The organism is Hydrogenophaga flava NBRC 102514 (genome assembly GCF_001571145.1).
GTDB lineage: Bacteria > Pseudomonadota > Gammaproteobacteria > Burkholderiales > Burkholderiaceae_C > Hydrogenophaga > Hydrogenophaga flava.
Genome location: NZ_BCTF01000013.1, coordinates 25,706 through 39,394, shown reverse-complemented (window position 1 = coordinate 39,394; position 13,689 = coordinate 25,706). Strand labels below are relative to the sequence as shown.

The window sequence follows — 13,689 nt, the reverse complement described above, 5'->3', positions numbered from 1 at the left end:
CTCACTGCCCCGCCAAAAACCGGCTAACCAGCAGCAACTGCTCCGGCACATTCAACGCCGGCGCGTGCCCACACCCGGCAATCGTCACCACCAGCGCACGCGGCCCACGGTCGCGCATCTGTTCCGCCGTGTCGGCCAGCAGCAGGTCGGACTCCGCGCCGCGCAGGCACAGCACCGGGATGTCGATGCGGTCGTATTCGGGCCAGCGGTCGTAGTCGGCCGGGTGTTCGGTGAACTGCATCACCATGGCCGGGTCGTAGTGCGGCGTGACGCGGCCGTCGGGCAGGCGGCGCACCGAGCTTTCGGTCAGCAGCGTCCACTGCGCGTCGCTGAGCCAGCCGTAGGGTTTGTAGACGGTGCGGAAGTACCGCTCCAACTCGCTCACCGTGGCAAAGCTGGCCGGGTTGCCGGCGTAGCTGCGGATGCGCTCCAGGGCGGCATCGGCCAGCTTGGGGCCGTTGTCGTTGAGCACCAGGCGCAGGATGCGCCCGCGCAGCAGGCCGTCGGCGGCCACCATGCCGATGGCGCCGCCCATGGAGGTGCCGACCCAGTGGAACTGGTCCAGGCCGAGCTGGTCGACCAGCGAGCGCGCAAGCTTGGCGTAGAAGGCCAGGCAGTACTCGGCTTTGGGTTCCGGGCTCCATTGCGAGAAGCCGCGGCCGATGGTGTCGGGGCAGACCACGCGGTAGCCCAGCGCGCTCAGGTGCGCGGCCAGGGCGTCCATGTCGCGGCCGGTGCGCGCCAGTCCGTGCCAGGCGATCACGGTGCCGTGGTCGGTGGTGCCGGGCGCCCTCGCCCAGTCCATGAAGTGGATTTCGCGGCCCTCGCAGCTGAGGTAGCGCGACTGGGGCACAACAGCGTGGTCGTTCATTTCATGCCTTTCAGCCGCGCGAGCACGGCGCGTTCGCGCAGCTTGCCGACGATGCCGGTGGGGAAGTAGTAGACCGAGAGCACAAACAGCAGGCCCAGCCAGAGCAGCCAGCGGTCGGGTGTGAGCAGCGCGGGCAGCAGCGGAATGCCTGCGGCTGCCTCGCCCGCAGCACGCAGCAGGTCCTGCAGGTAGCTCTGCGCCAGCACGAAGAGCACGCTGCCGATCAGCGCGCCGTAGAGCGTGCCCATGCCGCCGATGACGACGATGAGCAGGATGTCCAGCATGATCTCGAAGGACAGCGAGGTGTCCGGCCCGTTGTAGCGCAGCCAGAGTGCGAGCAGGCAGCCGGCCAGCGTGGCGAACAGTGCCGACAGCACGTTGGACAGCGTGCGGTAGACGACGGTGCGGTAGCCCAGCGCTTCGGCACGGAAGTCGTTTTCGCGGATGGCCTGCAGCACGCGGCCGAACGGCGAGTTCACGATGCGCAGCAGCGTGAGGAAGATGGCGCAGACGCTAGCGAAGATGAGGTAGTAGGTGAGCAGCTTGCCGTTGAGGTTGACCTCGCCCCAGGGCAGCGCCAGTGGTTCTTCGCTCAGCGAGAAGCCGGGCGAGAGCAGCTCGGGCACGCTGAAGGTGAGGCCGTCTTCGCCGCCGGTGAAGTCTGACAGCTGCGAGGCCAGCGTGAGGAAGGCCGAGGCCACGGCCAGCGTGATCATGGCGAAGAAGATGGCGCGCACCCGCAGCGAGAACAGGCCGATCAGCAGCGACAGCAGCGTGGACACCCCCAGCGCGCACACCACACCGAGCCCGATGGTGCCGAAGGACGCTTCTTCCACCGAGCTGAGCGCGATGGCCACGCCGTAGGCGCCGATGCCGAAGAACATGGTGTGGGCGAAGCTGACGATGCCGGTGTAGCCCAGCAGCAGGTCGAAGCTGGCGACCAGCGCGACGAAGATCAGGATCTTGGCCGCCACGTTGAGCGCCTTCACGCCCGGGAACAGGAAGGGTGCGAAGGCCAGGCCCAGGAACAGGAGCACCAGCAGCGCCGCCAGCCAGGGGCTGCGCGGCAGGTCTTTGGAGAGGAGTCGTTGCAGCATGGTCAGGCTTTCAACGGCTGGTCACCGGGTAGACGCCCTGCGGACGCCACAGCAGGATGGCGACCATGAGCGCGATGTTGGAGAACAGCGCCACCTTGGGCACCAGAAAGCCGGTGTAGTTGGCCATCAGGCCCACCAGCAGCGCGCCGATCAGCGCGCCCAGCGTGGAGCCGAGGCCGCCGATGATGATGACGATGAAGATCAGCACGTTGACCTGCGCGCCCATCTGGGGCACCACGTTCTGCTGGTACAGACCCCACATGACACCGCCCAGCCCGGCCAGCGCACTGCCTGCCACGAACACGCCGACGAACAGGCGCTTGATGCGGTAGCCCAGCGACTCGACCATCTCGCGGTCCTGCACACCGGCTCGGATCAGCAGGCCGACCTTGGTGCGGTTGAGCGTCCAGACCATGGCGGCGAACACCGCGGCGCCCACCAGCACCGCGACGATGCGGTACTTCTCCACCGCCGCATCGCCGATCAGCAGCGAGCCGCGCAGGCCCTCGGGCAGCGGCAGCGGAATCTGCTCCGGCCCCCAGATGACCTTGATCATTTCCTCGCCGATGATCATGCCTCCCATGGTGATCAGGATCTGCTTGAGGTGCATGCCGTAGACCGGGCGGATGATGAAGCGCTCGAACACGAGCCCCAGCGCGCCGGCCACCGCCATGGCCACCAGCATGGCCGGCAGCAGCGCCAGCAGGTTGGTCCAGAGGCTGTCGGCGGTGGTGAAGGCGTTCATGCTGCCCAGCACCGTGGTGGCCACGAAGGCGCCGAGCGCGATGAACACGCCGTGGCCGAAGTTCAGCACGTCCATCAGGCCGAACACCAGCGTCAGGCCCGAGGCGATGATGAAGACGATCATGCCCATGGCCAGCCCGGCCACGGTCAGCGTGAGCCAGGTGGAAGGGCTGCCGATGGCCGGCAGCGCAGCCAGCGCGAGCAGCGGCACCAGGGCCATGGGCTTCCAATCCATGTCTTTCAGGAAGTTCATTGGTGCGCTCCGAGGGAAAGACCCAGCAGCTTGCTTTGCAGCGATTCGTCGGCGGCCAGTTCGGCCATGGAACCGCTGTGCACCACCCGCCCGTCGTCCATGACGGCCACGGTGTCGCCCAGCTGTTTGGCGAAGTTGAAGTTCTGCTCCACCAGCAGGATGGTGGTCTGCGCGGCCTTGAGTTCGCGGAAGGCCGCGATCATGTTCTGGATGATGGCGGGCGCCAGGCCCTTGCTGGGCTCGTCGATCAGCAGCAGCTGGCGCGGCTCGACGATGGCGCGCGAGACCGCCAGCATCTGCTTCTGCCCGCCGCTGAGCTTGCCGGCCGGGTGGTTCCAGAACTTCTTCATGGCCGGGAACAGGCCGAAGATCCATTCGAGGCGCGTGGTGTCGATGTCGTCGAGCGTGCGTGCGCCGCGCGCGGCCAGCAGCATGTTCTCGCGCACCGACAGGTCCGAGAAGATGCCCATGCTCTCGGGCACGTAGGCCACGCCGCTGGTGGCGATCTCGGGCGTCTGGCGCGCCGTGATGTCCTGCCCCGCCAGCGTGACCCGGCCCTGGCTGGCGTGCCACAGGCCCATGATGGTCCGCAGCGTGGTGGTCTTGCCCGCGCCGTTGCGGCCCAGCAGCATGGTCAGCTCGCCCTTGGGCACCACCAGGTCCACGCCGTGGAGGATGTGGTACGCGCCGATGTGCGTGTGCACGCCTTCTAGCTTCAGCAACGCCTCGCTCATGCGGCCACCTCTTCTTTGTCTTCGGGGTTGATGCCGAGGTAGGCCTGCTGCACCACCGGCGAAGCGATCACGGTCGCCGGCTCGCCGTCGGCCACCAGCTCGCCGTTGTGCAGCACGATGATGCGGTCCGAGAGTTCGCGCACCACGTCCATCTTGTGTTCCACCAGCAGGATGGTCTTGGTCTTGTCGGCCTTGAGCTGGCGGATCAGGTTCAGGATCACCGGCACCTCGTCCACGCTCATGCCGGCGGTGGGCTCGTCGAACATGAACACCTGAGGTTCCAGCGCCATCAGGATGCCCACTTCGAGCTTGCGCTGGTCGCCGTGCGGCAGGCTGGACGCGAGCTGGTCGCCCTTGTCGGCCAGCGCCACGGTCTCCAGCACCTCGTCGGCCCGCACGATCAGGTCGCGCCGGTCGCTCCAGATCTTCCACAGGTTCAGGCCCGCCCCCGCCCTCGCCTGCACCGCCAGCCGCACGTTCTCGCGCACCGTGAGGTTGGGGAACAGGTTGGTCAGCTGGAAGGCCCGCCCAAGCCCGGCTTGGGCCCGCGCCGGCGCTCCCTGGGCCGAGATGTCCACGCCGTTGAGCTTGACGCGCCCGGCGGTGGCCTTGATCTGGCCCGAGATCAGGTTGAAGTAGGTGGTCTTGCCGGCGCCGTTGGGGCCGACGATGGCGGTGAGCGTGCCCGGCGCGAACGCGCAGGAGACAGCATTCACCGCCACGTGCCCGCCGAAGCGGACCGTGAGGTCAGTGGTTTCAAGCATCAAGGTCCTCCACGCGCAGCGCAGGTGCGCGAGCAGTTGCGGCGAGTGCCGCAACCTTCAAGAAACGCCGCGGAACCGGCTTTGCCGGGCTGCAGGCGTTGTCCCCCTGGGGGGAAGCCGCGAAGCGGCGCAGGGGGGTTACTTCTTATTGCGGATCGGCACGTTCATCTCGGAGGGCTTGATCTCGCGCACGAGTTCCGGCACACCCCACGCAAAGGCCGGGTCCACCTTGATCTTGAAGTGGTACATGCTCTGCATGGCCTGGTGGTCTTCCTTGCGGAAGGTCATCGTGCCCTTGGGCGTCTCGAAGCTCATGCCTTCCATGGTCTTGATCAGCGTGGCGGCCTTGGCGTCGCCGTTGGTCTTCTTGAGCGCGGTGACCACGGCCATGGCCGAGCTGAAACCACCGGCAGTGAAGAAGTCCGGCGGACTCTTGAACTGGGTGTAGTGCTGGGCCACCATGGCCTCGTTCACCGGGTTCTTGGGGATGCCGAAGTAGTAGTAGGTGGCGCCTTCCATGCCGGGGAAGTTCTTGTACGAGGCCATGGCCGGCAGGATGTTGCCGCCGGTGGCGATCTCGATGCCGTAGCGCTTGAGATCGAGGTCGGCGATCTTGAACGGGTTGCCCGCGCCGGCCCAGATGATGAAGATCACCTTGCGGCCCGGCTGGTCCTTGAGCTTGTCGATCAGGCGCTGCGCACCGGCGGTGAAGTCGGTGGTGCTGGTGGGGAGGTATTCCTCGTGGACGATCTTGGCGGTCTTCACCGCGTCCTTGAAGGCCTTCACGCCGTCGCGGCCGAAGGCGTAGTCCTGCGCCAGGGTGGCGATGGTGGTGCCGGCCTTGTCCAGCGCCACGGCGTTGGAGATCGCGTCCTGCGACGAATTGCGGCCGGTGCGGAAGATGTACTTGTTCCACTTGTCACCGGTGATGGAGTCGGCCACCGCAGGCTCGACCAGCAGGATCTTCTGGTATTCCTCGGCCACCGGCAGCATGGCCAGCGCCACGCCCGAGCTGGTCGGGCCGATGGCCAGATCGGCCTTGTCGTCGGCGTAGGCCGCGGCCAGCAGGCTCTTGCCCAGGTCGGGCTTGCCCTGGTCGTCCTTCTCGATCACGACGATCTTCTTGCCGCCGACCATCATGGTGCCGCCCGTGGCGTACTGCAGGCCCATCATCAGACCCACCTGGGTCTGCTTGCCATAGGCCTCCAGCGGACCGGTCTTGCTGTAGACGTGGGCGATACGGATTTCGCCACCCGACTGGGCGAAGGCAGCGGCGGCGCCGCAGGCAAGGGCCATCACCGCAACGCGGCGCGTGGTCTGGAACATGTCTTGTCTCCTGGTTATGGGATCACCGGGCCGGTGAACGCCTGCCCACTTTGCATGGTCCGTGCCAGGAGGAAAAAACCTTTTGAATCAATGAACTGCAGCCGCTTCGGCGCATGAATGTCTGAAGTTCAGACACACCACGCAAACCTAAACTGTCTGAGTTTCAGACAATTGTCTGGTTTTCAGACATGGACAGGCGGTCGTACAGGCTGGCGCGCGAGATGCCCAGCAGCTTCGCCGCTGCCACCCGGTTGCCCCCGGTGCGCGCCAGGGCGGCGGCGATGGCGCGGCGCTCCAGCTCGGCAATCTGCACCGGCAGCGGCCGCAGATCGTCGTCCGCGGCCGTCGCCGGCACGGGATCGGCCCGCCGCGACAGCGCGGGCTCGATGCGGTCCAGCCCCGAGTCGCGCAGCACCTGCTCCACCTGTTCGGCGCCGATCTGCGGCGAGTCGCTGCGCAGCGCCAGCTGCTCCAGCACGTTGCGCAGCTCGCGCGTGTTGCCGCGCCAGGGCTGCGCGGCCAGCAAATCGAGCGCGGGTGGCAGCAGCTCCAGGTGCACGTTGGCGCCGCGTGCTGCGATGTCCTCGCACAGCGTCTCGACCAGCAGCGGGATGTCGCCCTGCCGCTCGCGCAGCGGCGGCACGCGGATGGGCAGCACGTTGAGGCGGTAGAACAGGTCTTCGCGGAACTTGCCCTCGCGCACCAGCTGGGCCAGGTCGCGCGAGGTGGCGGCCACCACGCGCACGTCGCAGCGGATCAGCTTGTTGGAGCCCAGCGGCTCGATCTCGCCGTCCTGCAGCGCGCGCAGCAGCTTGACCTGCACGGCCATCGGCATGTCGCCCAGCTCGTCGAGGAACAGCGTGCCGCCGTCGGCCAGCTTGAACTTGCCGTCGCGCCCCTTTTTGTCGGCGCCGGTGTAGGCCCCGGGCGCGACGCCGAAGAACTCCGCCTCCATCAGCGATTCGGGCACGGCCGCCATGTTCACGCCCACGAAGGACCGGCCGGCGCGCGGCGAGGCGGCGTGGATGGCGTGCGCCAGCAGCTCCTTGCCGGTGCCGGTCTCGCCCAGCAGCAGCACCGGGCTGGACGACAAGGCGGCGCGGCGCGCCTGGCGCTTGACCTCCTGCGCGGCGGCGCTGCTGCCGACGAAGCTGGCGAAGGTGTACTTGGCGCGGCGCTGGCTGGCGAGTTCGCGGCGCGCCTCGTTCAGGTCCTGCTCCAGCCGCGCGAACTTGGCGATGAAGGGCTGCAGCGTGGTCTCGGGGTGGTCGAACAGCACGATGCCCAGCACCCCAATCACCTCGCCCGCCTCGTCCCGCAGCGGAATGCGGCTGACCACAAAGGTGCCGGCCTTGTTGGTGAGCAGATCGATCAGGATCGGCTTGCCCGTTTCCAGCACCTGGTGCATCTGCGTGTTCTGCACCACGTTTGACACCGGGTGGCCGACAAAATCCTCTTCGCGCTCGTAGCCCAGCGCCGGCAGGAAGCGGCGGTACTGGTCGTTGATCCACACCACCCGCCCCTTGCGATCCACCAGCAGCATGCCCTCGCTGGCGTTGGCGAACAGGTCGAACATGGAGCGCGCGGCCAGCTCCAGGATGCTCTGGGCGTCGCGCGGAAGGCGGGTGTCGGGGCTCATGGTCGCTGCATGGTACCCGCGGTGCTGGCCGGTCCGAACCGCCCGAGCCTGAGACCCACGGCCACCAGCGCCGAGGCCACCGCCAGGCCGACCACCGCGTTCCAGCCCCAGCGGGCGAACAGCACGCCGGCCAGCACGGAACCTGAAGCCATGCCCCCGAACATCACCACAAACAGCAGGGCGTTGAGCCGGCTGCGGGCCGACGGATCGGCGCTGTAGACCAGCGACTGGTGGGACACCAGCGCGCCCTGGAACCCGAGGTCGAACACGATCACCGCCAGCGCCAGCGCCGCCACCTGAACGCCCTGCGGCAAGCCACCGAGCAACCCCGTCGCCGCGTAGCCGGCCAGCGCCAGACAGGCCCCCGCCAGTGCGCTGCGGTGCGGGCCATGGCGGTCCGCCAGGCGACCGAACCAGGGCGCGGCAAGCGCACCGGCCGCCCCGGCAATGCCGAATGCACCGGCCGCCGCGCTGCCCATGTGGAACGGTGCGCCGTGCAGCCACATCGCCAGCGTGGACCAGATGGCGCTGAAGCCCACCGCCAGCGCACCCTGGGCCAGTGCGGCCTGCCGCACCGATGGGTGGCGGCGCCACAGCGATCCGAGCGACGCCAGCAGCGCGCCGTAGCCGAGGTTGGTCGTGGGCGGCACATGCGGCAGCCCGCGCGCCAGCGCCAGGGCCACCAGGGCCACCGATACGGCCGCCAGGCCGAAGGTCGAGCGCCAGCCCAGGTGTTCGGCGGCGAAGCCGCTGACCACGCGCGAGAGCAGGATGCCCAGCAGCAAGCCGGTCATCACCGCACCCACGGCCTGCCCGCGGCGGGCTTCAGGCGCCAGCGTGGCCGCAGCGGGCACGATGTCCTGCGCCGCCGTGGCCGCCAGCCCGATGGCGAAGCTCGCCAGCAGCAGCCAGCCAATGGATGGAGCCAGCGCCGAGCCCGCCAGAGCCGCCACCAGCCAGCCGCACTTGATGAGCACCAGCGTCCGGCGGTCGCAACGGTCGCCCAGCGGTGCCGTCAACAGGATGCCCAGCGCGTAGCCCAGTTGCGTGAGCATGGGCACGAAGCCCAGGGTCTGTGGCCCCACCCCCAGCTGCGCGCCCAGCACACCCAGCATGGGCTGGGCGTAGTACAGCGCGGCCACGGTCAGGCCAGCGCCGACAGCCAGCAGGCGCACCAGGGCGGGCGAAAGCGCCACATCCTGCCGGAATGGCGCCGCCCCCAATACATTCGACAAGTGAATGGATGACATGACAAACTCCAGAAAACTCGATGGACGCAGTGTCTATGTCTGCAGATTTCGGCGGAAGACGGCTGTCACGAACCACAGATATACGTTTCACGAATGAATAACCCTTCATCAACCACGGCGCCAACCGACACGCTCCCCATCGGCAGCGGCGACCGGCTGGCCCTGATGCAGACCTTCGTGCGCATCGTCGAAGCCGGCAGCCTCTCGCGCGCGGCGGCGCAGATGCAGAGCACCCAGCCCACCATCAGCCGGCGCCTGCTGGCGCTGGAACGCCTGCTCGGCGTGCGCCTGCTGCAGCGCTCCACCCGGGCCATGCACCTGACACCGGATGGCGAGCGCTGCTACGAACGAGCCAAGCTGCTGATGGAGGACTGGGAAGCGCTCACCGCGGACGCGCACGGCGAGCAGCAGGCGCCCCGCGGCCACCTGCGCGTGGTGGTGCCACACGCGTTCGGACAGGAACAGCTGGTGCGCCCCCTGACCCGCTTCCTGCAGGACCACCCGGACATCCAGGTCGAGTGGCTGCTGCGCGACGACGTGCACAACTTCATCGGCGCCGGCATCGACTGCGCGATTCAGGTCGGCGAGGTGCGCGACCCCTCGGTGGTGGCGATCCGGCTGATGGATGTGCCGCGCATCGTGATCGCGGCGCCAGCACTGCTGGAAAGCGGCGAGCCGCCCGCGACGGTGGACGCGCTCGCCGGTTTGCCCTGGCTGGCCCTGCGCACCTACTACCGCGACGAGGTGAGCCTCACCCACCAGCAGACGCAGCAGACCCGGCGCTTTGCCATCCGCCCGCGCCTGAGCACCGACAACCTCTATGTGCTGCGCAATGCCGCCGCACTGGGGCTGGGTGCGGGCATCGTGTCGGCCTGGATGGCGGCCGACGATCTGGCCGCGGGGCGGCTGGTGCATCTGGTGCCCGAGTGGCAGGCACCGGCCCTGCCGGTCTACCTGGTCTATCCGCACGCCCGGTTCTATCCGCTGCGCCTGCGGCGCTTCATCGACGCCATGCGCGCGGCCATGCCGGTGGCCGGCGGCGTGGCCCCCTGAGCAGCGGCGTGAAGGGTTGAGGGCCCTGGGCGCTCAGCCCAGCAGCCCGAGCGCCCCGAGATCCGCCCGCACCTGCGCCGCCGTCTCGAAGCGCACCCCGCGCCAGCCGATGGCGTGGGCCGCATCGATGTTGCGCTGCGCGTCGTCGATGAACACCGGCGAGGGGTCCCTCACCGCCAGCTGCTCGGTCACCGTGTGGAAGATGGCCGGGTCAGGCTTCATCAGCGCCACGCGGGCCGAGAAGATGCCGTCCTCGAACCAGTCGGCGAACGGGTGGTCGTCCTCGATCCAGCGCGCCAGGCCGTGCGGCATGTTCGAGAGATAGACCAGCCGGTGGCCGCGCGCCTTGAGCTCGTGGATCAGCGCCACCGTGTCGTCCTTGACACGCATGTGCGGCGCCAGTCCGTCGATCACGGCCATCACCTCATCCACCGCCAGCCCGGTGCGCGCGGCAATGCACTGCGCCAACCCCTCGGGCTCCACGTTCCCGAGGTCGAACTGCGCCCAGTCGCCGTCGGGGTCGAAGGCCTGGAAGATCTCGCGCACCCAGTGCGCCGCCTCAGCCTCGTCGCGCGCCCGCCCGGGCAGCACCTGGCGCAGCAGCACGGTCGGCTGCCAGTTGAACACCACCCCACCGAGGTCGAACACCACCGTCTCTGTCGTCATGCCTTGTTTCCGTTTCTCTGTCGTGTGAAGGCTCATGCGGCCACGACGGTCACGCCGTGGTCCTTGAGCGTGAGACCCAGTTCTTCGCCCAGCCGCCATTCGCGGTCCACCTGCGGGCTGACCACGAAGATCGGGCCCAGCTCGGTCTGCACCGTGAGTTCCTGGAACGAGCCGAGGTAGGCCTGCTTGAGCAGTTCGCCGCCCAGGCCGCCCGCCTCGCGCGGGCCGATGGACCAGGCCTCGGGCCGGATCGCGGCCTTCACCGGGCCGGGCGGCAGGCGGTGGCGCGGCTGCAGCCGGATCGGGCCGAAGCGCACCGAACCGTCGACCTCGCTCACGCCGTCGAACAGCATGGCCTCGCCCATGAAGCCGGCGACGAAGGCGCTGGCCGGGCGCTCGTACAGATCCTGCGGCGCGCCGGCCTGGGCGATCTGGCCGGCGTCCATCACGATGATCTGATCGCTCACCGCCAGCGCCTCGCTCTGGTCGTGCGTCACATAGGCCACCGTGAGGCCCAGGCGCTGCTGCAGGCTGCGGATCTCTTCGCGCATGCTGCGGCGCAGCCGGGCGTCCAGGTTGGACAGCGGCTCGTCGAACAGCAGCACCGCGGGTTCGATCACCAGCGCGCGCGCCAGCGCCACACGCTGCTGCTGCCCACCCGAGAGTTCGCTGGGCAGGCGCGCGTCCATGCCGACCAGGCCGACGGTCGCCATCGCGGCCCGCGCGCGCTCGGCGATCTCCGCCTTGGGCAGGCCGCTCACGCTCAGGCCGTAGCCCACGTTGTCGAGCACGCTCATGTGCGGAAACAGCGCGTAGCTCTGGAACACCATGCTGACGTTGCGCTCGCTCGGGCCGAGCGAGGTGACGTCGCGGCCGTCGATCAGGATCTGGCCGCCCGAGGGCGATTCCAGCCCCGCGATCATGCGCAGCGTGGTGGTCTTGCCGCAGCCCGAGGGGCCGAGGATGGTGGTCAGCGTGCCCTTGGGCACGGTGAAGTCGATGCCCTTGACGATCAGGGGCGCATTGGCGCCGCCGTAGCGCTTGGTCACCTGGCGGAACTGGATGCCGTGTGTGGTCATGGCGGTTTCCTTGGAATCAGTGGCCGCCTGAGCGGCGGCCGAGTTGCCGTTCACCGACCAGGCGCTGCACCAGCGCGGTGATGACGGACATGAAGACGATGAGCACCGTGCAGTAGGCGAGCGCAAGCCCGTACTCGCCATTGCCGACGCGGCCGATGATGTAGGTGGTGGACAGCTCGTACTTGGCCGAGACCAGGAAGATCACCGCCGAGACCGTGGTCATCGAACGCACGAAGCTGTAGATCAGCGCCGCCGTCAGCGCCGGCTTGAGCAGCGGCAGCACCACGCGCCGCAGCGTGGTCAGCGTGCCGGCGCGCAGCATGAACGAGGCCTCGTCCAGCGAACGGTCCAGCTGCTTGAACGCCGCCGTGCCGGCGCGCACGCCCACCGGCAAGTTGCGGAACACGTAGCACAGCACGATGATCAGCCCGGTGCCGGTCAGCTCCACCGGCGGCACGTTGAAGGCCAGGATGTAGCTCACGCCCAGCACCGTGCCCGGGATCGCGAAGGTCAGCAGCGCGGCGAACTCGAAACCGGCCTTGCCGCGGAACTCGGTGCGCGCCAGCAGCCAGGCGATCAGCAGGCCCAGGAAGGCGCAGACCGGTGCCGCCATCGCCGCCAGCGAGGCGGTGGTGAACAGCGAGTTCCAGGCCGTGCCGGCCCACACCAGGCCGTGCTCGCCCCACTGCAGGTCGAAGGCGCCGCGGAAGTGGTCCAGCGTGAGCGTGTAGTCGCGGCCCCAGGTCTTCACGAAGCCGCCCGCGAATGCGAACAGGTAGACCACCACGGTGAACACCAGCCAGGGTCCGGCCACGCCGAAGCACAGGCGCCGCACCGTGTCGGGCAGCGGCATGGGCAGGCCGGCGTCGCCCTTGCCGGTCACGGTGGTGAAGCTGGTGCGCCCGAGCAGCCCGCGCTGGATGAAGAACACCACCAGCGCGAACAGCGTGAGCACCAGCGCCAGCGCCGCCGCCATGCCCGGGTCCAGCGAGGCGCCGACGATGGCGAAGAAGATTTCGGTGGACAGCACGGCGTAGGAGCCGCCCAGGATGATGGGGTTGCCGAAGTCGGCCATGCTCTCGATGAAACCCACCAGGAAGGCATTGGCCAGACCCGGCTTGAGCAGCGGCAGCGTCACCGTCATGAAGGTGCGCAGCCGGTCGGCGCGCAGGGTCTGCGCCGCCTCTTCCAGCGACGGGCTCACGCCCTGCACCACGCCGCGCATGATCATGAAGGCGATGGGCGTGAAGGCGAACATCTGCGCCAGCCAGACGCCGAACACGCCGTAGAACCAGCGCGAGGGCGCCACACCGAAGGCCCATTCCATGAACTGGTTGTAGAGCCCGGCGCGGCCGAACAGCAGGATCAGGCCCAGGCCGACCACGAACGGCGGCGTGATGATGGGCAGCATGGCCAGCACGTTCAGCGGCTTCTGCAGCCGCGTGCCGCCGCGCTCGGCCCACAGCGCCATCAGCGTGCCCATCACCGTCGTGCCCGCCGCCGTCAGCAGCGCCAGGAACAGCGTGTTCCAGGCCACGCCGCAGCGCGTGTCGGCGGTGACGCAGCCCAGGCCCCAGATGCGCTCGGTGGCCAGCCGGTCCACCAGCGAACCCGGCGCCCACAGGCCCATGTCGTCGTACAGGCCCGAGGCCAGCGAGCGCAGCACCGGGTAGACCACGAACAGCGCGAGCAGGCTCACGCAGCCGACCACCGCACCCGCGACAAACACGTCGCCGCGAAAGAAGCCCAGCCGCGCCACGCCCGCACCCAGCAGCATCACCAGGCAGGCGATGGCCACGAAGCCGCCCCAGCCCATGCCGAACTGGCCGCGCTCCAGCGGGCCGAACCAGGCCTCCAGCGCCGGGAAGCTCCAGCCCGGCGCGCCGATGGCGAAGCCGCTGGCCAGCAGGCCGGTCAGGCCCAGCAGCGCGCCGGCCACCAGCGCCCCGCCCTGCGCCCGCCCCACGGGCAGCAGCAGGCCGGCGCCGGCGATCAGCAGGCCGGCCAGACCGGTCCAGAGCCAGGGCCGCCCGTGCACGGCCGCCTGCACCACGCCGCTGGCGGTGGCGTCACCGCCCCAGACGCCGGGCAGCGCCGCCCAGAGCGATTCTTGTTGGAGGAAGTACCAAGGCAGCAGCGCGTAGGCGGCCAGCCCCAGCAGCGTCCAGGCGGCCAACGCCCGCCCGGACCGCGAGGTCAAGGTGTTCATGCGG

Annotated in this window: 12 protein-coding genes; 1 reads left to right on the top strand and 11 read right to left on the bottom strand. The window is 68.9% G+C overall.

Annotated features, from left to right (window positions below; all coding sequences use genetic code 11):
* Position 1 precedes the first annotated feature (1 nt).
* The 8 genes from HFL01S_RS12590 to HFL01S_RS12555 all read right to left on the bottom strand — a co-directional run bounded on the left by HFL01S_RS12590 (position 2) and on the right by HFL01S_RS12555 (position 8,678).
* Positions 2 to 871 carry an alpha/beta fold hydrolase gene (locus HFL01S_RS12590; RefSeq protein ID WP_066258918.1) on the bottom strand — a complete coding sequence of 290 codons (870 nt, stop codon included), beginning with the start codon at positions 869 to 871 and terminating at the stop codon, positions 2 to 4.
* Positions 868 to 1,968, bottom strand: coding sequence for a branched-chain amino acid ABC transporter permease (locus HFL01S_RS12585; protein ID WP_066258916.1), 1,101 nt, complete (start codon positions 1,966 to 1,968; stop codon positions 868 to 870). Before HFL01S_RS12585 ends, HFL01S_RS12590 begins: the two co-directional genes overlap by 4 nt.
* 10 nt (positions 1,969 to 1,978) lie before the next feature.
* Positions 1,979 to 2,965: a branched-chain amino acid ABC transporter permease gene (locus HFL01S_RS12580; protein WP_066258914.1), complete on the bottom strand. Its 987-nt coding sequence runs from the start codon at positions 2,963 to 2,965 to the stop codon at positions 1,979 to 1,981.
* Positions 2,962 to 3,699, bottom strand: coding sequence for an ABC transporter ATP-binding protein (locus HFL01S_RS12575; RefSeq protein ID WP_066258912.1), 738 nt, complete (start codon positions 3,697 to 3,699; stop codon positions 2,962 to 2,964). Before HFL01S_RS12575 ends, HFL01S_RS12580 begins: the two co-directional genes overlap by 4 nt.
* Entirely contained in the window at positions 3,696 to 4,463 is a 768-nt protein-coding gene (locus HFL01S_RS12570) for an ABC transporter ATP-binding protein (RefSeq protein ID WP_066258910.1), read from the bottom strand. The genes HFL01S_RS12575 and HFL01S_RS12570 overlap by 4 nt, the downstream gene beginning before the upstream one ends.
* 138 nt (positions 4,464 to 4,601) lie before the next feature.
* Entirely contained in the window at positions 4,602 to 5,789 is a 1,188-nt protein-coding gene (locus HFL01S_RS12565) for a substrate-binding domain-containing protein (RefSeq protein ID WP_066258908.1), read from the bottom strand.
* A gap of 163 nt (positions 5,790 to 5,952) precedes the next feature.
* On the bottom strand, positions 5,953 to 7,428 hold the full coding sequence (locus HFL01S_RS12560) for a sigma-54 interaction domain-containing protein (RefSeq protein WP_066258906.1): 1,476 nt from the start codon (positions 7,426 to 7,428) through the stop codon (positions 5,953 to 5,955).
* The gene (locus HFL01S_RS12555) at positions 7,425 to 8,678 is read right to left on the bottom strand and encodes an MFS transporter (protein WP_066258905.1); all 1,254 of its coding nucleotides are present in this window, start codon (positions 8,676 to 8,678) and stop codon (positions 7,425 to 7,427) included. Before HFL01S_RS12555 ends, HFL01S_RS12560 begins: the two co-directional genes overlap by 4 nt.
* Positions 8,679 to 8,771: 93 nt before the next feature.
* Here HFL01S_RS12555 and HFL01S_RS12550 point away from each other — a divergent pair, with 93 nt between their 5' ends.
* Positions 8,772 to 9,731, top strand: a complete 960-nt coding sequence (locus HFL01S_RS12550; RefSeq protein WP_066258904.1) for a LysR family transcriptional regulator — start codon at positions 8,772 to 8,774, stop codon at positions 9,729 to 9,731.
* Positions 9,732 to 9,764: 33 nt separating this feature from the next.
* On the opposite strand, the gene HFL01S_RS12545 is transcribed toward HFL01S_RS12550, so the two are convergent.
* From HFL01S_RS12545 to HFL01S_RS12535, 3 genes are read right to left on the bottom strand one after another with little or no spacing between them, the layout of a single operon-like run.
* The gene (locus HFL01S_RS12545) at positions 9,765 to 10,397 is read right to left on the bottom strand and encodes an HAD-IA family hydrolase (RefSeq protein WP_066258903.1); all 633 of its coding nucleotides are present in this window, start codon (positions 10,395 to 10,397) and stop codon (positions 9,765 to 9,767) included.
* A 32-nt stretch (positions 10,398 to 10,429) separates the two neighbouring features.
* Positions 10,430 to 11,476, bottom strand: a complete 1,047-nt coding sequence (locus HFL01S_RS12540; RefSeq protein ID WP_066258902.1) for an ABC transporter ATP-binding protein — start codon at positions 11,474 to 11,476, stop codon at positions 10,430 to 10,432.
* Positions 11,477 to 11,492: 16 nt separating this feature from the next.
* Positions 11,493 to 13,685: an ABC transporter permease gene (locus HFL01S_RS12535; RefSeq protein WP_066258901.1), complete on the bottom strand. Its 2,193-nt coding sequence runs from the start codon at positions 13,683 to 13,685 to the stop codon at positions 11,493 to 11,495.
* Positions 13,686 to 13,689: the final 4 nt, after the last annotated feature.